Here is a 23151-nt window from a genome sequence, read left to right as displayed (position 1 = left end):
ATGGACCTCGAGCGGATCTTCGAACAACTCACGCCCGCCGAGAAGGCGACCCTCCTCACCGGCAAGAAGAACTGGTGGCTGAACGGCGTTCCGCGCCTGGGCATCCGCGACTTCATGGTGGGCGACGGTCCGCACGGCCTGCGCGCCTACAAGGATCCCGGCGAACGCGACGGCCATCCCGTGACGCGGATGCCGGCGACGGCCTTCCCCTCGGCTTCGCTTCTGTCCTCGACCTGGAACGCCGACCTGATCGAACGGGTCGGTGCGGTGATCGGCGCGGAATGCAACCACTATCGGGTCGACGTCATCCTCGGCCCCGGCGTCGACGGCAAGCGGAGCCCCCTGGGCGGCCGCAACTTCGAATACTACAGCGAGGATCCCTTCCTCTCCGGCAAGATCGGCGCGGCCTTCGTGCGCGGCGTCCAGTCGACCGGGGTCGGCACCTCGGTCAAGCATTTCGTCCTGAACGAACAGGAGACGATGCGCCGATTCGTCTCCTCCGACGTCGACGAACGCACCTTCCGCGAACTCTACGCCGCACCCTTCGAAACGATCGTCCACGAGGCCGACCCGACCACGATCATGGCCTCGTACAACAAGATCGACGGCTGCTATGCGGCCCAGAACCGCCGCCTCCTCGAGGACGTCCTGCGGCGCGAGTGGGGCTACCGCGGCATCGTCATCTCCGACTGGGGCGGGGTGCAGGACAAGCGCGCCTCGGTCCTCGCCGGCCTCGACGTCGAGATGCCGGAGTCCGAATGGAAGGACGCGTTCATCCGCGACGTCGTCGACGGCAAGTACCCGATGGATCGGATCGATGCCGCCGTGAAACGGATCCTCGCGGTCTATGACCGCCTGCTGGCGAACCCGAACCACGGGAAGCCGGCGGACTTCGCGCACGGCCACGAGGTCGCGCGTGAAGCCGCCCGCGAGGGCATCGTCCTTCTCCGGAACGAAGGCGGGATCCTGCCGCTCGATCCGGCCGCGGACGTCCTTGTCCTCGGATCCTACGCGAAGGAACCGCGGATGAACGGCGGCGGCAGTTCGGAACTGAAGCCGTGGAAGATGGAGAATCCCCTCGAGGCGATCTCCGCATACGCCGAAACGACGTTCTTCGACGGGTACGAGGCGACCACGGAGATCCTGGCGGCGGCCCGCAAGGCCGCGGCCGTCGTGATCTTCACGGGGACGACGCCGGCGATCGAGAGCGAAGGCCACGACCGCGCCGACATGCGTCTGCCCGACGAGCAGGTCGCCTTCGTCGCCGCCGTCGCGACGGTCCAGCCCCGCGTCGTCGTCGTGAACGCATCGGGCTCGGCCGTCGAGACCGCGCCGTTCGACGACATGGTCGGCGCGCTGATCCAGTCGTGGTTCGGCGGTTCCGCCGCGGGCGTGCCGATCGCCGAGATTCTGTTCGGCGCCGTCAATCCTTCCGGCAGGCTGTCCGAGACCTTCCCGATCCGCGTCGAGAACACCCCGACGTATCCCTGGTTTCCGGGCAGGGGGGACCACGCGCCCTATCGCGAGGGTCTCTTCACCGGCTACCGCTTCTACGACACCTTCCGGATTCCCGTCCGTTACCCCTTCGGCTTCGGACTGTCCTACACCGCGTTCGCCTATTCCGATCTTCGGGCGTCGCGCTCGACGATGCGAAACGGCGACGTCCTCGAGGTCTCCCTCAGCGTCGCGAACGTCGGCGGCCGCGCCGGGAAGGAGACCGTCCAGGCATACGTCCGTCCCCTCCGCTCGGCGGTGGTGCGACCCGACAGGACGCTCCGCGGCTTCGCCAAGGTCGCGCTCGAACCGGGCGAGACGAAACGGGTGGCGCTCACGTTCTCCGATCGCGATTTCGCGCACTGGGAAGAGACCGCCGGCTTCGTCGTCGCCTCGGGCGACTACGAGATCCTGATCGGGGCGTCCGTGGAGGACATCCGTCTCCGGACGACCGTCCGCTTCGATTCGGGGGACGTCTTCGGCGACCCCCTCACCGTCGAACATCCCGTCCGGGCATGGCTCGACCATCCGTCGGGAGGACCTCGCCTGGAGCGGTTCATGGCCGCCACGCGGAAGCTCGACTGGTGGGAATTCGAGGATCCGCTGGGCCGCGTGATCCGGAGGATCATGAAGGAAAACGGCATGGACGACGGGGAATACGAGAAGATTCTCGCCTCGCTCGGCCGCTGACGCCGGTGCCATCCCCTTTCCGAATGTCGTAAAAATTTATGTAACCAATTACATAATGCTATTGAAAACGTTTTTTTCGAATGATATAATAATCCTGTACGGTAAGAAAAACCAACTTCAACAAGGAGGAAATATGAAGAAGTTTATCGGCTTGTTTCTTCTGGCCGCGTTCGCCACGGTCCTCATCGCTTGCGACAACACGGATCTGACGACGACCGGGGGATCCAACACGACGACCATCGACGTGACCAGCATCGTTTCGGACACGGGCCTCGACCCCAACGTCGAAGGCATCGTCGACATCGTGCTGTGGAGCGGTTCCGGCGCGACCTACTATGACCTCGGACATCAGGACCTGACCGCCGACGACCTGCCGGCGCAGAACGATGCGGCCGCATACGCCGTCGCCAAGGCCTTCAACGCGATCTATCCGAACGTCACGATCAACGGCTACTTCCGCTCCGGCGGACCCGACGGCTGGTCGCAGGTCCTCGAGACCTACCGCGACGACAACGGCCGGTTCCCGGCGGTCTGGGCGTCCCGCTTCCTTTCCGACGACGTCGAGAAGGGCCTCGTCGCCGACCTTTCCCGGTTCGAGGACGACCCGCTCTACCAGATGCTGAACCCGAGCATCATGAAGATGATGAACTATTACGGCTTCCAGGCCGGCCTGCCGCAGTACATCCTGCCGTGGGGCATGTACGTGAACAAGACGCTCGCCGACGAACAGGGCATCGTCATGCCGGGTCCGGATTGGGACATCGACGAATACACCGAATTCGTCTCGAACTATTCGACGGAGACCGACAACCTGTACTTCGGCGCGATGGACGTCCCGCTCCGCCTGATCGAAAGCGGCACGAACACGATCACCGAACAGCTTCACAACTATGACGGCGGCGATTCCTTCATCGACCTCAACTCGACCGAAGTGCGCGGCATGATCCATTACCTCCACGACTGGGCCGGAAGCTCCTTCTGGGGCCTCTACGACATCGAGACGGAAACCCTCGGCGCGGAACTCGCCGCCGCCTCCGGACCGCTCCATCAGCTCAACACGACGCTCGGCTGGGACTACAACTTCTTCCGCGAAGGCTATCTCCTGACGCTCGAGTACGAACCGTGGATGATGGGCGACTGCGCCGATCCGGACGGATCCGCGCCGTGCATCATGGACGACTGGGACATCTATCCGCGTCCCGCCACCGACTACAACGACAACACCATCGGCGTCGTCCTCGACCCGATGGCGGTCTACAACTACTGCATCGACGACGGCGACCTCGCCTGCTCGGCGGAAGAGGAGCTCAAGATCCAGATCGCCTACACGTTCGCGATCTTCTGGTGCGCCGACAACCGTTCCTTCTACGAGCGTTCCGAACAGATGTATTCGACGACCGACACCGAGAGCGGCGAAGTCTATTACAGCTCCGCGCTGAACGACTCCTTCCCGGCCGTCACCGGCGAGATGTTCGACTTCCAGATGGACTACTGGTACAAGCCGGCGAAGCATCAGCGCTTCAACGCCGTGAACAACGACGGCGACTATCTCATGCCGGGCTTCCAGGAAGTGGTGCGGATCTACAACGCGAGCCAGCACTGGGAGGTTTCCGACAAGTCCTTCCCGTGGCAGTATTCCTCCGGCGGACAGACGCTGTTCATCCTGAACGAGTGGCTGAACTACTACAACCCGGACATCAACGGCGGCGTGTCCCGCGACGATGCGGCCTTCGAAAGCACGATCCTGTCGCTTCTGCCGACGTGGAACCAGCTCGTGAACGAGCGCTGGGCGTCCCAGTTCGAGAGTCTGCAGGAAAGCCTGACGATGTACTACGGCTTCACCGAGGACGACTTCAGCAACTGATGACCGAAGAAGGTGTGTTGTATAACACACCTTTTTTTTTCGATTGGTCCCGTTCGCTGTGGACAAGGGCTCCCGAACTATGCTATAATAACCCATATGATACGGCTTACATATCGTGAAATGAATCGATTTTCGTGATCACGGAGGCCCCTATGAGAAGAAAGACAATCATCACGATCCTGATCGCCGCGACGGCCGTCGCCCTCTTTGCGATGGTTTTCAACAATCCGTTCATGTCCTCCGACTATGAGCGCTGGAGCGAGGAGGTCACGGACGAGGAGTACGCCGCGGCGCTGGAACTGCTGCAGTATTCGAACCTCTACGTGAGCCGACGGCCGTATCTCAGCTTCCTCGAGGCGAATGAGATCGTCTACGGCCTGACGGGCGCCGACGCCGTCCTCGAGACCCCCGGAACCGCCGACGACGCAGGCTATTCGGGAACGGCCGTCGACCTTTCCGCGACGAACGAGGCCGTCTACCGCGTGACCGTCGCCGCCACCGGACTCTACCATCTCGCCGTCGATTTCTACGTCCAGCCGTCGGTCCTGAACAACCTCACCGTCTCCGTCCTCGTCGACGGCGTCTACCAGTACGACGAGGCCAGGACGATCGACGTGCCGCTGTTGTGGGCGGACGAGACCAAGGACTTCACCCTCGACACCTACGGCGACGAGTCGCTCCCCGACCAGGTCCGCGTGCTCGGCTGGCGGCGGCTTTCGCTCCAGAACAACACCTATCCGACGACCGAACCGCTGCTCTTCTACCTTGAGGCGGGAGAACACGAGATCGTCGTCCGCAACGTCATGGAGGGGGCCCTCCTCGTCGGGGCGCTCGAAGTCGTCGCGCCGGTCGCGAGACCCGCGTACGCGGCCTACGCCGAAACCGTTCCGGCGGCTCCGGGTGCGTCGGGAATGATCACGATCGATGCGATCGACTATGTCTCGAAGAACTCGTCGTTCGTCCGCCTGTACGCCTTCCAGTCGGCGTCGGTGACGCCTTTCGACGCCGTCGACAAGAAGCTGAACGTATTGAACGGCGCCGCCTGGTACCGTTCCGGCCAGGAGGTCACCTACGCCTTCGAGGTCGAAACCGCCGGCACCTACCGGATCGCCCTCCACTATCTGAACGACAAGGACGAGTTCTCCGTCTTCCGCGCCATCTACCTCGACGGCGAGATCCCCTTCGAGGAGTTCTCCGCCTACGAATTCCGCCAGACGGGCGGCGACGTCTGGGCCAACGAGGTCCTCGGGAACGAGGACGGGGCCTTCTCGCTCTATCTGACCGCCGGGGAGCACGCGATCACCTTCCGCGCCGTCACCAGCCCCGCCGGCACGGTGCTCCGCGACATCCAGCTGCTCGTCGACCACATCAACGCCTTCGCGCTCGACATCCTCTCGATCACCGGGTCGACGATCGACGAGAACCGCCGCTGGGTCTTCTCGGAGTACATCCCCGAGACGGCCTCCTACCTCGAAGCCTACGACACGATCATCCGCCACGCGGTCGTGACGCTTTCCCCGTATTCCGACGAACTCGACCTCTCGTCGACGCTCGCCTACCTGAAGACGGCGGTCAAGCAGCTCGAGGAGGTCCGCCGCGATCCCGACGTGATCCCGCTCTACCTCGACACCCTCTACAGCGGCACCGGATCGATCACGTCGATGCTCGGCGACTCGCTCACCGACGTCACTTCCCAGCCGCTCTACCTCGATGCCGTCTACGTCTACAACGACGATGAGTTCGATCGCGCCAACGCCGATTTCTTCGAACGCCTCGGTACCGGACTCCGGACCTTCTTCGCGTCGTTCTCGGACAAGAAGTACCAGGCGATCGACGATCCCGAGGCGGTGACCGTCTGGGTCAGCCGTTCGCTCATCTACGTCGACCTGATGCAGAAGATGGCCGACGCCCACTTCGCCGGAACCGGCATCGACGTCTCGATCTCGGTGATGCCCGACGCCTCAAAGCTGATCCTCGCAAACGCCGCCGGAAAGACCCCCGACGTCGCCCTCGGACTCGCCTCGTACATGCCCTACGACCTGTCGATCCGCGGCGCGCTCCAGAATCTGACCGAATTCGATGACTTCTGGGATGTCGCCGGTTCGTTCGCGCCCGGCGCCTTCATCCCGTACATCCTCGAGGACGGCGTCTACGCCTTCCCCGAGACGCTCGACTTCAACGCCCTCGTCTACCGCCGCGACACGATGACGAGTCTCGGGCTGTCGATCCCAGACACCTGGGACGACGTCATCGACATGCTGCCGACGCTGCAGCGCAACAACATGAACTTCTACTATCCGACGAGCGGCGGAACCAGCCTCAAGTGGTTCTACCAGACCTCCTCGCTCATCTTCCAGTACGGCGGCACTCTCTACGCCCCCGACGGACTCTCGACGACGATCGACGCCGAGGGATCGTACCGCGGCCTGAAGCTTCTCGCCGACCTGTACACGACGTACAGCCTGCCCTCCTACGTCGCCAGCTTCTACAACTCGTTCCGCTACAACACGCTGCCGATCGGCGTGATCGACTTCGCCACCTACCTGACGCTCAAGAACGCCGCTCCCGAACTGACCGGGCAATGGTCGCTCGGGCTTCTGCCGGGCGTCGAGGACGAGGATACCGGCGAGATCCAGCGCTGGTTCATCGCCAACGGATCGGCCGCGATCATGTTCGGCGACATCGGCGAGGAGAAGAAGAACGAAAGCTGGGAATTCCTCAAATGGTGGATGTCGGCGGCGACGCAGAGCCAGTTCGCCTTCGCCCTGCAGTCGACCTACGGACCCGAATACGTCTGGCTGTCCGGCAACCTCGACGCCGTCGCCAACTCGACGATCGATCCGGTGGACAAGGCCGTCATCCTCGAGATGGTCGCCTGGCTCGCCGACGTGCCCCGCACCCCGGGCCAGTACCTGCTCGAGCGCGGTCTCTCGAACGTCTGGAACACGGTCACGTTCGACGGCACCCCGATCCGGATCGCGATCGACGAGGCCGTGATCGACATCAACCGCGAGATCAAGAAGAAGATGACCGAATTCGGCTACATCGACGCCGACGGCAACGTCCTCGTCCCGTACACCGTGCGGGGTGCGGACTGGGTCGCGGCGCAGATTGCGGCCCATGATGCGGAAGGGGGCGACTGACCATGGCTGAAAACGCGATCCGACGCCTCGGGGAAGCCGGCATGAAGCCGATCCGGGCGCTCCGCGAGAAACTCTCGCCGGCGATGAAGCGGCTTTCCGGGGACAAGGCCTCGACGGTCCTCCTGCTGCTCCCCTACGTCATCCTGTTCTCGCTCTTCATCGTCATCCCGGTGCTCGTCGCGATCGGGCTCTCGTTCACCTACTTCAACGTCATCGAGCGACCCGTGGTCGCCGAGTTCTACGGCTTCGGGAACTACATCATGATCCTGACGCAGGATTCCGTCTTTCTTAGGAATGTTCTGCCGAACACCCTCAAGTACGCGATCATCACCGGTCCCGGCGGCTACGCGCTCTCCTTCCTGATGGCGTGGATGCTGTCGCAGATCCAGGCGACGCCGCGCAAGTTTTTGGCGCTCGCGCTCTACATGCCGTCGATGCTCGGCGGCGTGCTCGTCACCGTCATCTTCCGCACGCTCTTCTCGGGCGACAGTTCCGGCTACATCAACGCCATCCTGCTCAACATGGGCTGGATCGACGTGCCGATCGACTTCCTCCAGTCCGGGAACTACCTGATGCAGATCATGATCTTCGTGACGCTGTGGAGTTCGATGGGCATCGGCTTCCTCTCGATGCTCGCCGGCATCCTGAACGTCAACCGCGAGATGTACGAGGCGGCCTACATCGACGGCATCAAGAACCGCATGCAGGAGATCTTCTACATCACGATCCCGTCGATGAAGCCGCAGATGCTCTTCGGCGCCGTGATGGCGATCGTCGGCGCCTTCAACGCCGGCGGCATCGGCGTCGCGCTGGCGGGATCGAACCCGACCCCGCAGTACGCCGGCCAGCTGATCGTCAACCACATCGACGACTACGGGTTCATCCGCTACGAGATGGGCTACGCCGCGGCGCTGTCGGTCATCCTTTTGCTCATCATCATGCTCTTCTCACGCGTGGTCTACCGCGCGCTGGGCGAGCGGGACTGAGGTGAGACCATGTCCAGCTTCCTCGGTACCCAGATCAACCCCCGCCGTTTCCATCGCTCGCAGCTCAAGTTCTACGCGATCCTCCTTCCGATCAGCCTCTTCATGCTGGTGCCGCTCTTCTATGTCGTCGGCCAGGCGTTCAAGCCGCTGTCGGAACTGTTCCTCTTCCCGCCGCGGCTCTTCGTCCTGAATCCGACGCTCGAGAACTTCTCCAAGCTCCTCCGCACCGCCTCGTCGACGGGCGTGCCGATGTCGCGCTATCTCTTCAACTCGCTGATCGTGACCACGATCACGATCGTCGCCACGCTCCTGATCACGCTGGCGACGGGGTATGCGCTCTCGAAGAAGCGCTTCCGCGCCAAGAAGTTCCTGTTCTCGATCAACCAGACGGCGCTCATGTTCGTCGCGACCGCCGTCGCGATTCCCCGCTACCTCGTCGTCTCGTCGCTCGGACTCACCGATTCCTTCCTCTCCCACATCATCCCGTATCTGGCGATGCCCGTGGGTCTCTTCCTCGTCAAGCAGTTCGTCGACCAGGTCCCCGACGAGCTCCTCGAGGCGGCCAGGATCGACGGCGCGAACGACTGGCACCTGATCACCAAGATCGTCGGTCCGCTCGTCAAGCCGGCGCTTGCGACCGTCGCGATCCTTTCCTTCCAGATGATCTGGAACTCGACCGAGTCTTCGAACATCTACGTGATCGACGAGACGAAGAAGACCTTCGCGTTCTACATGAACTCGCTCGCCGCCTCCAACGCCGGCCCGGCCGGCGTCGGGATCGCGGCCGCCGCCGGACTCGTGATGTTCATCCCCAACCTCGTCATCTTCGTGGTGATGCAGGGCAACGTCATGGACACGATGTCCCATTCGGGCATCAAGTAAGGAGGGACGCGGATGAAAACGTTCAAGAAAATCCTCGCCGTCCTTGCGACGGTCCTCTGCGCCGCGGTGATCGCGGCGACCGCCCCCCGCGTCGAAGCCTCGTCGTCCACGACCTACACGTACGCCTTCGACGAGAACCACCACTTCACCCGCACCCAGGACGCCTATCTTCCCGGCCAGACGCTCACCGGTCTCGGCCTCAAAGCCCCCGCCGACCTCGTCTTCGACGACCTCGGACGGCTCGTGATCGCCGATTCCGGCAACCACCGGATCGTCGTCTACGACCAGCGGACGGGCGACATCGTGCGCACGATCACCTGCCCCGGCATGGCGAGTCCCTCCGGGGTCTTCGTCTTCCTCGACGATTCCGAGTACGTCTCGCGGGGCGACATCTTCGTCGCCGACGACGGCGCCGGCGTCGTCTTCCACTTCGATTCCGCGGGCACCCTCCTCGAGACCTTCGGCAAGCCCGACTCGATCCTCCTCGAGGATCTCGACTTCTCGCCGCAGAAGGTCGCGGTCGACAAGGCCGGGATCATGTACGTCGTCTCGAAGGGAACCTCCGACGGCATCCTGCAGCTCTCGAACACCGGCTCGTTCCTCGGCTACTTCTCGGCGAACGAAGTCACGCTGTCCTTCAAGGAGCAGATCCAGAAGCTGCTCTTCTCGCAGAGCCAGCTCGACGACCTCGGCATCAACATGACGCCGTCCGTCTTCTCGAGCGTCTTCATCGACGTCGACGGCATCGTCTATTCGTCCTCGTCCGGACAATCCGACGACAACGTCAAGCGCCACAACACCCAGGGAACCAACACGATCGTCGACATGTTCTTCACGACCGAGAAGGCGACCGACATCTGGGTCGACGACGGCGGCGTCATCTACGTCTCCGACCAGAGCGGCCACATCGACGTCTACACCAACGACGGCGCCCTCATCTACCGCTTCGGGTCCTATGCGACCGACGACATCGCCGGGTTCTTCAACATCCTGTCGAGCCTCGCGGTCGACGACGAGGGAACCATCTGGACCGTCGACGAGAAGAACAACTACCTCCAGTCGTTCGTCACCACCGACTATTCGGAGACGATCTACGAGGCGATCCGGCTCTATGAGGAGACCGACTACGAGGCGGCCATCGAACTCTGGCAGGAGGTCCTCCGCCTGAATCAGATGTCGATCCTCGCCCACGATTCGATCGCCCGCAACTATTTCCGCCTCGAGCAGTACGAACTCGCGGCCGAACACTTCGAGATCGCCGGCAACCGCGAACTCTATTCGGAGGCCTACTGGGAACTCCGCAACATCTGGATGCAGCAGTGGCTCCTGCCCGCCATCATGGGCGGCATCTTCATCGCCTTGGTCACCGTCGTCGTCCGTTTCGTCGACCGGCGGAAACACATTCTCGCACCGGTCCGCGCCTTCGCCGGACGCGTCAACTCGATCCGTCCGATCGAGAACGTGACCTATGCCCGCGCGGTCATGCGGAAGCCTTCGGACTCGTTCTACTATCTCCGGATCGGCCGGAAGGGATCCTATGTCGGGGCATCGATTCTGCTCGTCCTGGCGTTCTTCGCGTATCTCTTCTACATCGCCGGGAAGGACTTCATCTTCCAGTCGCAGTCGATCGAGGATCTCGACCTCGGCTCGATCATCCTCGGCTTCGTGATCCTGATCGGCCTCTTCATCGTCTGCAGCTGGCTCGTCACCTCGATCCAAGACGGGGAAGGGACACTCGGGGCGATCTTCAAGGGCTTCGCCTATTCGCTCTGGCCGTTCATCGTCGCCTGCGTCCTCACGACCGCGCTCTCCTACGTGGCGACCCTGAACGAGGTCTTCGTGCTTCAGCTCGTCTTCGGCATCGGCCTCGCCTGGAGCGGCATGCTCATCTTCCTCTCGGTCTCCGAAATCCAGAACTACACCTTCGGCCAGACCGTGAAGAGCGTCCTCGTCACCATCGTCTTCGTGATCGTCATCCTGCTCGTGCTGTCGTTCGTGCAGATGACGATCAGGCAGCTCTTCACGTTCCTCTACGAACTCATCTGGGAGGCGATCCGCAATGTTCTCGGTTAAGAAGATCATCCTCGCCGCCGTCATGGTTCTGACGCTCTCGCCGGTGCTCCTCTACGCGAGTTACGTCCCGACGGGGCGCGATACCCTGGAGAACCCCGAGACCCTGACCGACATCCCCGCCGCCGACTTCGACGAAGGCGGCTACGCGGAACTGTCCGACAACGTCAACTTCACCTTCTGGTGGCAGGAGGCCCGCGACGTCCTCGTCGTCCTCGACAAGCGCAACGGCTACGTCTGGAAGACCGGCCTCGACGTCGATTCGACGGTGACGCAGACCACCCAGGCCACCGTCTGCAAGGACGCCCGCAGCCAGTACCGCAACGGCGACATCACCTACGACGCCTTCGCGGAAGCCTGCGAGATCGAGGTCGACACGATCACCGGCACGACCACCGGACCGCTCGTCGCCAACTCGCTCATGTTCTTCAAGTACTACCGCAAGGGCGACAGCGAATCCACCTGGGAAGAGAAGGAAGTCTACAGCAGCTATCTCAAGACCGCCCTCTACGACGTCGACTCGACGCTTCGGATGGTCGACGGCGACGAGAACCGCTGGCGCTTCACCTTCGCGGTCACCGGTCTCGGCGTCAAGGACGCGAACCTCGATCTGACGATTCCGGCGGACATCCTCCTGTCGGAAGACGGCTTCGAGATCGTCGTCGACTTCGAGAGCATCGAGGGAACCTGCCTGCCTTACCTCTCCGCGATCGGCGTCGCCACCTTCATGGGGGCCGTCGGCGGCCGTTCCGCCGTCTTCACGACGTTCGACACCGATGGCGAGACGCTCGCCAACTATGACGTCACCGAAGTGCAGAACGACCTGATCGGCGGCTATTCGCTCGTCCCCGACGGACCGGGAGCGCTCATCCGCTATCGCGACAACAGCGTGTCCCTGACCAAGTATTCAGCCGTCGTCTACGGTCCCGACGCCTCCCAGAACAATCCCGAGTATTTCAGCTGGCAGGGATCCTTCGTGCCCTACAAGACGGCGACCGTGCCCGTCTACGGCATGGCCCACGGCAACGACCAGGCGGCCTTCGTCGCCTACGCCGAGGCCGGGGCGGAATACATGTCCGTGGTCTCGGTCCCCGAGGAGACCATCTACAACTACAACTACACCTATGCGCTGTTCTCGACCAACTTCACCTTCCAGCGCATCTTCTCGCACGACGGCGCGGATACCGTGCAGTCGATCGGCGAGACCCTGAATCCGTGCGACATCCACATGCACTACGATTTCCTCGCCGGCGACGGCACCGTCGACGGCTACCCCGCGAACTACGTCGGGATGGCGCTCAAGTACAAGGACTTCCTGATCGAACGCGGGGAACTCTCCCTCCAGGATCGCGCAGCCGGCGACATCGGCATCCGTCTCGACTTCCTGATGGCCGACAGCGAGGAATCGATCGTCGGCTACACCCTCGACGTCGTCACGACGGCCTCCCAGGTCGGCGACATCCTCGACGACGTGATCGCCGGCGGGATCGCCAACGTCTCCTCCGGCCTGATCGGCTGGGCGGACGGCGGCGTCACCCTCGGGAACCCCACGAAGGCGGTCTTCACCTCGGCGATCGGCACGAAGAGGGCCTTCGCCGATCTGATCGAGGAATACGCCGGGCGCGGCGTCGACATCTCCTTCCAGCAGGACTACGCGACGATCAACGAGGAGCAGATCAACCCGCTCAGGAACGCCGCCAAGCATCCTTCGGGATGGTACGCCACCGTCCTGTCGTACGAATCGCCGATCGCGCTCTTCATGTTCGCGCGGCCGACGAAGAGCATCCTGTGGCTTTCCGAGCAGTCGGACACCTTCCTCTCGATGGGCGTCGCGTCGCTCACGCTCGACGGCATCTCGAACACCCTCATCACCGACTACACCGGCGACATCACGACAAGGACCGCCGCGATCGCGCTCTACCGCGAAGCCGTGGCCGACGTCGCGGACGAGGCGACGATCAACGCCGTGCGGCCGAACGGATACCTGCTTCCGTATGTCGGACGCTACCTCCAGATGGACGTCTACACCACCCAGTATCTGATCGAGACCGACACCGTCCCGTTCCTGCAGCTCGTCCTCCAGGGCACGATGGAACTGTACGCCGGGTATTCGAACTTCTCGTTCTACACCCGTTCGGACGTACTGCGCATGATCGACTACAACGTCTGGCCGTCGTTCGTCCTGACGCATGACGCCGCCTACCATCTTTCCGACACCAACTCGAGCGACTACTACTCCACCGAATACGCGCTGTACGAAGACCTCATCCGGTCGATCTACCAGGACACCAACGCGGCCCTCGGCGCCGTCACGGACGCCGTCTGGATCGATCGCGACGTGATCCGTGCCGGCCTCGTCCGCAACCTCTACGACGACGGCACCGCGATCTACATCAACTATACCGACGAGGACCAGAACGCGGGCGGGATCCATGTCCCGGCGCTCTCGGCCGCCGTGATCGGAGGCGACTGACATGGCCAAGGACCGGCTGATCCGCACGCTGACCGGCGAGACCCGGATCGAGAACCAGAACAAGATCGCCTACCTCTTCATCCTCCCGTGGCTCCTCGGGTTCCTTCTCTTCGTCGTCTATCCGTTCGTGAAGACGATCTACAACTCGTTCTTCACGATCACCTCCGAGGCGCTCGGACTCACGTACGACTTCAATCTCCTCGACGTCGGCGGCAACTACGGCCTCGCCTTCCGTTCGACCGACTTCCTTCCCGCGCTCCTCGACTTCATCGTGATGGAACTGACATACGTGCCGACGATCATCATCGTCGCCTTCATCCTCGCCATCCTCCTCAACACCGGCGTCAAGGGCCAGGGGCTCTTCCGCGTCATCTTCTTCTTCCCCGTCATCATCATGAGCGGTCCCGTCGCCGGCATCCTGAAGTACAACGGCGCCGGATCGCTCCTGAGCTACGCCGACAACATCATCTTCAAGATGATCCTGTCCTACAGCCCGGGATTCGCGCGGGCGCTGTCGGGCCTCTTCGAGAACTTCACGATGGTCCTCTGGTTCACCGGCATCCCGGTCATCCTCTTCCTGAACGCGCTCCAGAAGATCAACGTGAACCTCTATGAGGCCGCCAAGATCGACGGCGCCAACGGCTGGCAGATCCTCTGGAAGATCAAGGTGCCGATCGTGCGCACGACCGCCTTCATCTCGGCCGTGTTCGCGATCGTCCAGCTCGGGACGTTCTCGCTCAACCCCGTCTACGAGATCATCCGCCGCAAGATCATGTGGGAGACCGCCAACGGCATCGGCCTCGCCTCGACCTATTCGTTTTTGTACTCCGTCGCCGTGTTCCTCATCATCGGGATCGCCTACCTGCTGCTCGGCCGTCCGGAAAAGACGAGGGAAGTCCGACTCACGTCGATCCAGCGCCGGAACATGGAAGCGATCGCGGCGCGCCGCAAGCTCGAGAAGAACGGGGGTGAGGCGCGATGAAGGCGCTCCTTGCCCGTTTCCAGACGCTCCGCGCCCGGATGTGCGGATTCGCCGCCGGACTCCGCCGCCTGCTCCACACCCGCAAGGTGCGGATCATGCGCACGATCTCGACGATCGCCGTCTACGTCTTCCTGATCACGATCAGCTACGTGTTCCTCTACCCGATCATGAAGATGCTCTCGCTCTCCGTCATGAGCATCACCGACGTCGTCGATCCCGAGATCATCTGGATCCCGAAGCATCTCTCGCTCGCCAACTATTCGGTCGTGTGGTTCGTGCTCGACGGCACCGCCTCGCTCATGAACTCCGTCTTCTACTCCACCCTCCTCGCCGTCCTCCAGACGGTCGTCTCGGCGCTGACCGGCTTCGCCTTCGCCCGCTACGAGTTCCGTGGGAAGAAGCTGCTCTACACGCTTCTGCTCGCCTCCTTCATCATCCCGGTCCCGATCCTGCTCATCACCCAGTACACGATGTTCAAGGAATTCTACCAGTCCTTCGACTGGAGCGGCCCGGGCCGCGGACTCAACACCTACCAGTCGCAGATCATCATGGCCTTCTTCGGCCAGGGAGTCAATTCCGCGATCCTCATCCTCATCTTCATCAACTTCTTCAAGATGATCCCGCACGACCTCTACGAGGCCGGCAAGATCGATGGCGCCACGCCCATCCAGCTGTTCTGGCACATCACGATCCGGCTCTCGCTGTCGACGATCGTCGTCGTCTTCCTGTTCTCGTTCGTCTGGAACTGGAACGAGACCTACGTGACGCGGATGCTGGTCGGCGACGGCGTCAAGCTCTTCATGACCCGTCTCGACATGTTCGACGACCTCTTCCGCCAGCAGGCGTCGGCGTCGCCGCACCCCGGCACCGAGGTGCGTCTCTCCGAACCGTTCAAGATGGCCGCCACCGTCATCTCCGTGATTCCGCTCCTGATCCTGTACTTCGTCGGCCAGAAGTCGTTCGTCGAGGGCATCGAGAAGACCGGCATCACCGGCGAATGAGGGAGTTCAAACGATCAAATTCATGGTATAATGGGAATGCCGGCGCGAGTCGGCATTCATCCGTTTAGAGGGGAGGTGCGCCGATGGAGCTCACGCGGACCGAACTCAAGTTCCTGCTCGCCCGTCACGAGGTCGCGCAGCTTTCCAACCAGCTTGCGCTCACGATGAACCGTGACCTCTACGCCGATTCCCGAACCGGCGAATACGCGGTCTCGAGCGTCTATTTCGACGATCTGTACTGTTCGCGCGTCGGCGAGAAGGCCGACGGCGTCGAATACCACCAGAAGTACCGCGTCCGCAGCTACGCCGGCGGACCGTGCCGCCTCGAGTCCAAGACCAAGGTCGGAACCCTCACCGCGAAGGAGTCGATCTGGCTCGACGAGCCGATGAAGCGCGCCCTGTTGACGGCGGACGCCGACGGCGTCGCCGCCTACGCGAACGTCCGCCTGATGGCCGATGTCCTCGTGCGGATGAAGCTCGACGACCTCCGCCCGGCGATCGTCGTCGATTACGTCCGCGAAGCCTGGACCTTCCCCGCAGGCGACGTCCGCGTCACCTTCGACAAGGACGTCACCGCCCGGCTCTTCGATTCGGACCCTGCCTTCGCCCGCCGGGTGCTCGAGCCCGGGCAGACGATCCTCGAGGTCAAGTACACCGGACTGCTTCCCGAAACGCTCCGCAAGATCCTGTTTCACAGGAACCACCAGGTGGTTTCGTATTCCAAATACTACATGGGCTGGATTCTGCTCAACCCGTGAGATCGCGAGATGATGAGGATGCCTTACACGCTGTTCACGCTTCAGGAATTCTTCGAGAACTGGTCGGTGATGGAACTGACCCCCGGCGAGATCGCCTTCAACCTCCTGGTGGCGTTCGCGCTGTCGCTCTGGGTGCTGTTCATCTACAAGCTCTCGTACCAGACGACCGTCTACAACAAGAGCTTCTCGATGACGCTGCCGATCTCGGCGCTGGTGACCTGCATGGTCATCATGGCCGTCTCGTCGAACGTCGTGCTCTCGCTCGGCATGGTCGGCGCACTCTCGATCGTGCGTTTCCGCACGGCCATCAAGAACCCGCTCGACACCATCTTCATGTTCTGGACGATCGGCATCGGGATCACCGTCGGCGCCGGCTCGGGCCTGCTCGCGGTGCTCGGCTCGGCCGTCATCGGCGCCGCCATTCTGGCGGTCCAGGCGCTTGAGATCTTCACCACCCCGTACATCCTGATCGTCCGGATCGAGGGCGCCTTCGACGAAGACGGGCTCCTTTCCGCCGCGAAGGCGATCTATCGGAACGCCGCCGTCCGCAACAAGTCGATCCAGAAGGACAAGGCCGAGTTCACCTTCGAGATCCGCGGGAACAGGGACGTCTCGAAGCGGATCGAACCGATCAAGGACCTCGCCGGCGTCGTGTCGGTGATGCTTCTGTCGTACCGCGGCGACTACGTCGTCTGACGCGGAGGATGCGATGGAACGGCAGACCGCCTACGTCCTGATGAAGAATGCCGACCAGGAATCCCTGGCGGCCTTTTTCGCGGCGTACGGCGACATCGCCGTCACCCCCGCCGGACCCGACCTGTTCCGCCTCTCCTACGCCGGGGCGCAGGACGACGCCGACCTCCGCCGGGTGCGCGAACTCGCGGTCCAGGAATTCATCCAGGACCTCACCGTATTCGTCGTCCCCGCCGCGGCGGACTATCCCGTCGCGGCCGTCCTGAAGGAACTCCCGCGGCTCGGACACGGAATCTACGGCGCCGCCGAGATCGCGACCGAGGCGGTCATGCGCGACCTCTCCGGACTGCACCGGACGCTCCGCGACTACTACGTCGGCCTCGTCGGCGCCGAGACCGTCGACACCGCCGTCGGCTTCATCCGCGCCGACCAGAACGCGTCGCGCGCCGCCCGGGCGCTGTACATGCACCGCAACACCCTGAACTACCGTCTCGACCACTTCCTCGCGAAGACCGGCATCGACGTCCGGACGTTCACCGGCGGGCTTGCGGTCTATCTTCTCTTCCGCCATTGATTTGTGCATTTTGCATATAGGAAAAAGCGCTTTCGTCCGCTATAATCGAACGTGATGACAAAATCCACATCCCGGAGGAACCAGGCATGGCAACATTGGCATTCAAGCATCTCGACAAGGTGTACGACAACGGCGTGCAGGCCGTCTTCGACTTCACCCTCGACGTCAAGGACAAGGAATTCATCGTCTTCGTCGGCCCGTCCGGCTGCGGCAAGTCGACCACGCTCCGCATGGTCGCCGGCCTCGAGGAGATCACCGCCGGCGAACTCTACATCGACGACGTGCTCGTCAACGACGTCGCCCCGAAGGATCGAAACATCGCGATGGTGTTCCAGTCCTACGCCCTCTATCCCCACATGTCGGTCTACGACAACATGGCCTTCGGCCTCAAGCTCCGCAAGATGCCCAAGGACGAGATCGAACGCCGCGTCAAGAACGCCGCCGACATCCTCGGCCTCACCGGCTACCTCGACCGGAAGCCGAAGGCCCTCTCCGGCGGACAGCGCCAGCGCGTCGCCCTCGGCCGCGCGATCGTCCGCGACGCCAAGGTCTTCCTGATGGACGAGCCGCTCTCCAACCTCGACGCCAAGCTGCGCGTCGCCATGAGAGCCGAGCTCATCAAGCTGCACGAGCGCCTCGGCACGACCACCATCTACGTCACCCACGACCAGATCGAGGCGATGACGATGGCGACCCGCATCGTCGTCATGAAGGACGGCCGCGTCCAGCAGATCGGCGCCCCGAAGGAACTCTACGACAACCCGAACAACATGTTCGTCGGCGGCTTCATGGGTACGCCGGCGATGAACTTCCTCAACGGCGAGGTCCAGGACGACGGCTGCTTCTACGTCGAGAACCTCAAGGTCAAGGTTCCGGAGCCGAAGTTCAACATGCTGAAGGAGAAGGATTACCTGAACCGCCAGATCGTCCTCGGCATCCGTCCGGAAGACATCCACGACGAACTCGTCGCGCTCGAGACGTACAAGGATTCCGCCTCCGAGTTCCTCGTCGACGTCGCCGAACTCCTCGGCGCCGAGACGAACATCCACATCTCGGTCGGAAAGACGAACATCATCGCCAAGGTCAGCGCCCGCTCGGACGTCCACATCGGCGACAAGATCAAGCTCGCCCTGAACATGAACAAGTGCCATTTCTTCGACATCGACAACGAGCTCCGCATCACCAAATCGACGCCGGTCAAGACCGACGCCCCCCAGGAAGCCAACTGATTCCGAAAGCCGCTGAAAAGCGGTTTTCTTTTTCAAACCGGTTCCGCCCCCGGCCGTGCTATCATGGAAGAAGGGGGCGGGACGATGGTGCTGTATCTGCGGAAACGACCGGAAGGCGGGCTTCTCATCGTCAAAGACGATGGCATCGAGACGTTCGCCGGTTCGCCGAACGCCTGGTGCGATTCTATCGCCCTTCGCCGCCTGTCGACCCGCGCCGCCGCGCAGGCCGCCGCGGCGAAGGTGCTTTCGACCCGACGGCTGGTCCCGCTCTTCCTCGACGCGGGAACGATGATGGTTCCCCTCGGCGGATTCCGTTCCGAAGGGTGCCTGCTTCTGAACGCGTTCGCCATCTCTGCGTGCGCCTCCCGGCCTGACGGCGGGGCGACGGCGCGCTTTCGCGACGGGACCCGTCTCGAGGTCCCGTCCGCGGCCGTCCTCAGGCGCGGCATGCGCCTTTCCGCGCGTCTCCTCCGTCATCTGACCGCTTCGGGGAACGAATAGGAAAGTGTTTTCACCTTGTGGAACCCGATACTTTCCTGTGGTATTTGACAGCCGTTGATAGTATAATAAAGCGTGGTGTTGAGATACCTTCCAGGAGGATAAACATGTATAAAAAGACCATCGAAGACGTCGAACTGTACGGCAAGCGCGTGCTTGTCCGCGTCGACTTCAACGTTCCGATCAAGTCGGGCGTGATCACCGACGACAACCGCATCGTCCAGGCACTCCCGACGATCCGCTACATCGTCGCGGAAAAGGGCAAGGCGATCCTGTTCAGCCATCTCGGCCGCGTCGAAACCGCCGAGGACAAGGCGAAGTCGTCGCTCGCCCCGGTCGCCGCAAGACTCGCCGAACTCATCGGTCAGCCGGTCAAGTTCATTCCCGCCACCCGCGGCGAAGTGCTCGAAAACGCGATCGCCGCGATGAAGAACGGCGAGATCCTGATGTTCGAGAATACCCGTTTCGAAGACGTCGAAGGCAAGAAGGAATCGAAGAACAATCCGGAACTCGGTCTGTATTGGGCTTCGCTCGGCGACATCCTCGTGAACGACGCCTTCGGCACGGCGCACCGCGCCCACGCCTCCAACTCCGGCATCGCCGCCCATCTGCCCGCGGTCGCCGGCTTCCTGATGGAGAAGGAACTGCGCTACATCGGCGGCGCCGTCGACAATCCCGTCCGGCCGTTCGTCGCGATCCTCGGCGGCGCGAAGGTCTCCGACAAGATCGGCGTCATCGAGAATCTCCTCGCCAAGGCCGACAAGATCCTCATCGGCGGCGGGATGGCCTACACCTTCATGAAGGCGCTCGGCCACAACATCGGCACTTCGATCTGCGAGAACGACAAGATCGACCTCGCGAAGGCGCTCCTCGACAAGGGCAAGGGCAAGATCGTCCTCCCCGTCGACCTCGTGGTCACGAGGGAATTCGCGAACGACACGCCGTTCCGCACCACCACCTACGGCGACATCCATGACGACGAGATGGGCCTCGACGTCGGACCGAAGACGATCGCCCTCTTCAAGAAGGAACTCAAGGGTGCGAAGACGGTCGTCTGGAACGGTCCGCTCGGCGTCTTCGAGTTTTCGAACTTCGCCAAGGGCACCCGCGCGATCTGCGAGATCCTCGCCGAGATGAAGGACGCGAAGACGATCATCGGCGGCGGCGATTCGGCCGCGGCCGCGATTCAGATGGGCTTCTCCGACAAGTTCACGCACATCTCCACCGGCGGCGGCGCATCGCTCGAGTACCTCGAGGGCAAGCCGCTCCCCGGAGTCGAATCGCTCGACGACGCGGAACCGTGCGGCTGCGGCTGCGGCTGCGACCGCTAGTTTCCCCGCACCCCATTCCGCGACCGTGCGTCGCGATCACGAAGCGCCCGGAACGGGCGCCCCAGACGAAGAGGAGAACGAACCATGGAAAAGACCATCCTGATCAAGAGCACGGCGGGACTGCACGCCGAACTGGCCGCGAAGATCGTCCAGACCGCGAGCCGCTACGACGTCGACATCCGCCTTGTCTACGCCAACGTCACGATCGACGCGAAGTCGATCCTCGGCCTGATGAGCCTCGCGGTTCCGCGCGGCGAGAACGTCAAGCTCGTCGCCGTGGGCGACAAGGCCGAAAAGGCGATCGCCGACATCGAACGCATCCTCGCCTGAGGAAGAAGAAGGAAGCACCATGCGCAAACCGATCATTGCGGGCAACTGGAAGATGTTCAAGACCCGCGACGAAGCCCTGTATTTCATCATGAAGGCCGCGACCGCGATGCCGTCGATCCGCGACGTCGACACGGTCGTCTGCGCCCAGGCGCCGTTGATGCGCTGCCTGATCAAGCGGATGGGCGACAACCTCCGCATCGGCGCCCAGAACCTCCACTGGGCCGATGAAGGCGCCTATACCGGGGAGATCTCCGGACCGCTGCTCAGAAGCTACAACGTCGACTACGTCATCGTCGGCCACAGCGAACGCCGCAAGTATTTCTACGAAACCGACGAGATCGTCAACCAGAAGACCCTCGCCGCCCTCCGGAACGACCTCACGCCGATCGTCTGCGTCGGCGAAGTCCTCGAGGAACGGACCGCCGGGACGACCAACGACGTCCTCCGCCGTCAGGTCACGAAGGCCTTCGCCGGACTCGACGAGCGCGCCATGAAGCGGATCGTCGTCGCCTACGAGCCCGTCTGGGCGATCGGCACCGGCAAGACCGCGACCGCGGCGATCGCCGAGGAGGCCTGCGCCTTCATCCGTTCGGTCCTCGCCGACCTGTTCGGTTCCGCCGTCGCCGAGGTCGTCCGCATCCAGTACGGCGGCTCGGTCAATCCGAAGAACATCGACGAGCTGCTCGCGCAGCCCGACATCGACGGCGCCCTCATCGGCGGCGCCTCGCTCGATCCCGACCAGTTCGTCGGAATGTGCGCCGCGGCCCTGAAGAAACTCGGAAAATGACAAAAGGAACCGGCTTTGGCCGGTTCTTTCCATCCTTGGGGATCGGGAACCTTTCCCGATCCCTTTTTGGTATGAAAAAGACCGTCGTTTCGGACGGTCTTGCGGGGCTTATTTCGAGTAGAGTTCGACGATCAGCTGTTCCTTGATCTCGGAGAGGAATTCCTGGCGCTCCGGGAGACGGACGAGCGTGGCGGCGAGCTTGTTGTCGTCGAAGGAGATGTACTCCGGACGGGCGGCGACGCGGGTGAGGGAATCCTTGACGACGACGAGGTCCTTCGAGGCGTCGCGGAGCGAGATGACCTGACCCGGCTTGACGCGGATCGAGGGGATCGAGGCCTTGGCGCCGTCGAGGCGGATGTGGCCGTGGTTCACGAGCTGGCGGGCCTGCTGGCGGGAGCGGGCGAAGCCGGCGCGGTAGACGAGGTTGTCAAGACGCGATTCGAGCAGGATCATGAAGGCCGTGCCGGTGATGCCGGGCATGCGCTTCGCCTCTTCGAAGGTCTTGCGGAACTGGCGTTCGTTGACGCCGTAGGTGAAACGGACGCGCTGCTTTTCCTGAAGCTGGGTGCCGTATTCGGAGAGCTTGGTCTTCTTCTGACCGTGCTGTCCCGGAGCGAACGGGCGCTTGTTGAGTTCCCGCCCGGTTTCGGTGACCGAAAATCCGAGGCGGCGCGATACTTTCCAATTGGATCCTGTGAATCTCGACATGGTATTGTCCTCCTAGTTTACGCGTAATAACAGAGGAGCTCCCGGAGCATTCGGTTTGATCGTTTTGATGCGTTCGCGTCAAGCAGTTGACGGTACTGGCAAACCTCGGACGGAACAATCAAAGACTGGATGGTCGCAGGCGCAACTGCTTTTTATTACATGCGCACAAGATATTATATTATAACGAGGGGTCGATGTCAACGAAAACCTTCGCCGCCGCCTCGAGCGTTTCGCGCTCTTCGATCCCGAAGCGCGCGAGCGTCGGGGCATCCACGTCGAGCACCCCGAACAGGCGTCCTTCGACGATGAGCGGTACCACGATCTCGGAGAGCGAGGCCGCGTCGCAGGCGATGTGCCCCGGGAACTTCCGCACGTCCGGGACGACGACCGTCGCGCGGTCGGTGGCCGCGCGTCCGCACACGCCGCGCGAGAGCGCGATCGTCGTGCAGGCGGGCTTGCCCTGGAACGGACCGAGATACAGCCCGACGCCGTCGAACAGGTAGAAACCGGCCCAGTTGATCCCGTCGAAGAATTCATGGACGAGCGCGGCGAAATTGGCGAGGTTGGAGATCGCCGGCAGATCGCGGTCCATGGTCGCCCGCATCAGTTCGAGGAAACGCGTGTAGTTGGCGGCGCGCGTCGCGCCGCGGGGTTGTTC

19 protein-coding genes are annotated in these 23151 nt (G+C 62.7%); 17 read left to right on the top strand and 2 right to left on the bottom strand.

The features are described from left to right. The 17 genes from WC509_07375 to tpiA all read left to right on the top strand — a co-directional run bounded on the left by WC509_07375 (position 1) and on the right by tpiA (position 21785). The gene (locus tag WC509_07375) at positions 1 to 2184 is read left to right on the top strand and encodes a glycoside hydrolase family 3 C-terminal domain-containing protein (protein MFA5007273.1); all 2184 of its coding nucleotides are present in this window, start codon (positions 1 to 3) and stop codon (positions 2182 to 2184) included. 133 nt (positions 2185 to 2317) lie between these two features. Next, a complete protein-coding gene (locus tag WC509_07370) occupies positions 2318 to 4048 on the top strand; it encodes a hypothetical protein (GenBank protein ID MFA5007272.1) in 1731 nt (576 codons plus the stop codon). A 152-nt stretch (positions 4049 to 4200) separates the two neighbouring features. Then, positions 4201 to 7191, top strand: coding sequence for an extracellular solute-binding protein (locus tag WC509_07365; GenBank protein ID MFA5007271.1), 2991 nt, complete (start codon positions 4201 to 4203; stop codon positions 7189 to 7191). Positions 7192 to 7193: 2 nt separating this feature from the next. Then, positions 7194 to 8177, top strand: a complete 984-nt coding sequence (locus tag WC509_07360; GenBank protein MFA5007270.1) for a sugar ABC transporter permease — start codon at positions 7194 to 7196, stop codon at positions 8175 to 8177. 9 nt (positions 8178 to 8186) lie between these two features. Next, the gene (locus tag WC509_07355; protein MFA5007269.1) at positions 8187 to 9059 is read left to right on the top strand and encodes a carbohydrate ABC transporter permease; all 873 of its coding nucleotides are present in this window, start codon (positions 8187 to 8189) and stop codon (positions 9057 to 9059) included. Positions 9060 to 9071: 12 nt separating this feature from the next. Then, the gene (locus WC509_07350) at positions 9072 to 11132 is read left to right on the top strand and encodes a YIP1 family protein (protein MFA5007268.1); all 2061 of its coding nucleotides are present in this window, start codon (positions 9072 to 9074) and stop codon (positions 11130 to 11132) included. Continuing rightward, complete coding sequence (locus tag WC509_07345) at positions 11119 to 13602, top strand: DUF5696 domain-containing protein (GenBank protein MFA5007267.1); 2484 nt, start codon at positions 11119 to 11121, stop codon at positions 13600 to 13602. Before WC509_07350 ends, WC509_07345 begins: the two co-directional genes overlap by 14 nt. 1 nt (position 13603) lies before the next feature. Next, positions 13604 to 14584: a sugar ABC transporter permease gene (locus WC509_07340; protein ID MFA5007266.1), complete on the top strand. Its 981-nt coding sequence runs from the start codon at positions 13604 to 13606 to the stop codon at positions 14582 to 14584. Next, positions 14581 to 15585: a carbohydrate ABC transporter permease gene (locus WC509_07335; protein MFA5007265.1), complete on the top strand. Its 1005-nt coding sequence runs from the start codon at positions 14581 to 14583 to the stop codon at positions 15583 to 15585. Before WC509_07340 ends, WC509_07335 begins: the two co-directional genes overlap by 4 nt. A gap of 83 nt (positions 15586 to 15668) precedes the next feature. After that, complete coding sequence (locus WC509_07330; GenBank protein ID MFA5007264.1) at positions 15669 to 16343, top strand: polyphosphate polymerase domain-containing protein; 675 nt, start codon at positions 15669 to 15671, stop codon at positions 16341 to 16343. Positions 16344 to 16361: 18 nt separating this feature from the next. After that, a complete protein-coding gene (locus tag WC509_07325) occupies positions 16362 to 17039 on the top strand; it encodes a DUF4956 domain-containing protein (protein ID MFA5007263.1) in 678 nt (225 codons plus the stop codon). Between the two features lie 13 nt (positions 17040 to 17052). Further along, positions 17053 to 17610, top strand: a complete 558-nt coding sequence (locus WC509_07320; GenBank protein MFA5007262.1) for a helix-turn-helix domain-containing protein — start codon at positions 17053 to 17055, stop codon at positions 17608 to 17610. Between the two features lie 86 nt (positions 17611 to 17696). Further along, a complete protein-coding gene (gene ugpC / locus WC509_07315; protein MFA5007261.1) occupies positions 17697 to 18839 on the top strand; it encodes a sn-glycerol-3-phosphate ABC transporter ATP-binding protein UgpC in 1143 nt (380 codons plus the stop codon). A gap of 84 nt (positions 18840 to 18923) precedes the next feature. Next, on the top strand, positions 18924 to 19340 hold the full coding sequence (locus WC509_07310; GenBank protein ID MFA5007260.1) for a hypothetical protein: 417 nt from the start codon (positions 18924 to 18926) through the stop codon (positions 19338 to 19340). 104 nt (positions 19341 to 19444) lie between these two features. Next, the gene (locus WC509_07305; protein ID MFA5007259.1) at positions 19445 to 20668 is read left to right on the top strand and encodes a phosphoglycerate kinase; all 1224 of its coding nucleotides are present in this window, start codon (positions 19445 to 19447) and stop codon (positions 20666 to 20668) included. Between the two features lie 84 nt (positions 20669 to 20752). Next, the gene (locus tag WC509_07300; protein MFA5007258.1) at positions 20753 to 20998 is read left to right on the top strand and encodes an HPr family phosphocarrier protein; all 246 of its coding nucleotides are present in this window, start codon (positions 20753 to 20755) and stop codon (positions 20996 to 20998) included. A 19-nt stretch (positions 20999 to 21017) separates the two neighbouring features. Next, entirely contained in the window at positions 21018 to 21785 is a 768-nt protein-coding gene (gene tpiA / locus WC509_07295) for a triose-phosphate isomerase (protein ID MFA5007257.1), read from the top strand. 108 nt (positions 21786 to 21893) lie between these two features. Here the strand turns inward: tpiA and rpsD are convergent, their stop codons facing one another. After that, on the bottom strand, positions 21894 to 22493 hold the full coding sequence (rpsD, locus tag WC509_07290) for a 30S ribosomal protein S4 (protein MFA5007256.1): 600 nt from the start codon (positions 22491 to 22493) through the stop codon (positions 21894 to 21896). A gap of 178 nt (positions 22494 to 22671) precedes the next feature. After that, positions 22672 to 23151 (bottom strand): GAF domain-containing protein (locus tag WC509_07285; protein MFA5007255.1); only part of this gene is annotated, 480 nt, incomplete at its 5' end.

This window comes from Candidatus Izemoplasmatales bacterium, assembly GCA_041649275.1.
Taxonomy (GTDB): domain Bacteria; phylum Bacillota_I; class Bacilli_A; order Izemoplasmatales; family Hujiaoplasmataceae; genus UBA12489.
The sequence above is the reverse complement of the archived record's forward strand: the minus strand, read 5'-3'. Positions and strand labels throughout refer to the sequence as shown.

Coding starts and splice junctions, on each gene's coding strand:
- WC509_07375 (MFA5007273.1), top strand. CDS start 1: ATGGACCTCGAGCGGATCTTCGAACAACTCACGCCCGCCGAGAAGGCG.
- WC509_07345 (MFA5007267.1), top strand. CDS start 11,119: ATGTTCTCGGTTAAGAAGATCATCCTCGCCGCCGTCATGGTTCTGACG.
- WC509_07365 (MFA5007271.1), top strand. CDS start 4,201: ATGAGAAGAAAGACAATCATCACGATCCTGATCGCCGCGACGGCCGTC.
- WC509_07300 (MFA5007258.1), top strand. CDS start 20,753: ATGGAAAAGACCATCCTGATCAAGAGCACGGCGGGACTGCACGCCGAA.
- WC509_07340 (MFA5007266.1), top strand. CDS start 13,604: ATGGCCAAGGACCGGCTGATCCGCACGCTGACCGGCGAGACCCGGATC.
- WC509_07350 (MFA5007268.1), top strand. CDS start 9,072: ATGAAAACGTTCAAGAAAATCCTCGCCGTCCTTGCGACGGTCCTCTGC.
- rpsD (MFA5007256.1), bottom strand. CDS start 22,493: ATGTCGAGATTCACAGGATCCAATTGGAAAGTATCGCGCCGCCTCGGA.
- WC509_07320 (MFA5007262.1), top strand. CDS start 17,053: ATGGAACGGCAGACCGCCTACGTCCTGATGAAGAATGCCGACCAGGAA.
- WC509_07305 (MFA5007259.1), top strand. CDS start 19,445: ATGTATAAAAAGACCATCGAAGACGTCGAACTGTACGGCAAGCGCGTG.
- WC509_07355 (MFA5007269.1), top strand. CDS start 8,187: ATGTCCAGCTTCCTCGGTACCCAGATCAACCCCCGCCGTTTCCATCGC.
- WC509_07360 (MFA5007270.1), top strand. CDS start 7,194: ATGGCTGAAAACGCGATCCGACGCCTCGGGGAAGCCGGCATGAAGCCG.
- ugpC (MFA5007261.1), top strand. CDS start 17,697: ATGGCAACATTGGCATTCAAGCATCTCGACAAGGTGTACGACAACGGC.
- WC509_07330 (MFA5007264.1), top strand. CDS start 15,669: ATGGAGCTCACGCGGACCGAACTCAAGTTCCTGCTCGCCCGTCACGAG.
- WC509_07310 (MFA5007260.1), top strand. CDS start 18,924: ATGGTGCTGTATCTGCGGAAACGACCGGAAGGCGGGCTTCTCATCGTC.
- WC509_07370 (MFA5007272.1), top strand. CDS start 2,318: ATGAAGAAGTTTATCGGCTTGTTTCTTCTGGCCGCGTTCGCCACGGTC.
- WC509_07325 (MFA5007263.1), top strand. CDS start 16,362: ATGCCTTACACGCTGTTCACGCTTCAGGAATTCTTCGAGAACTGGTCG.
- WC509_07335 (MFA5007265.1), top strand. CDS start 14,581: ATGAAGGCGCTCCTTGCCCGTTTCCAGACGCTCCGCGCCCGGATGTGC.
- tpiA (MFA5007257.1), top strand. CDS start 21,018: ATGCGCAAACCGATCATTGCGGGCAACTGGAAGATGTTCAAGACCCGC.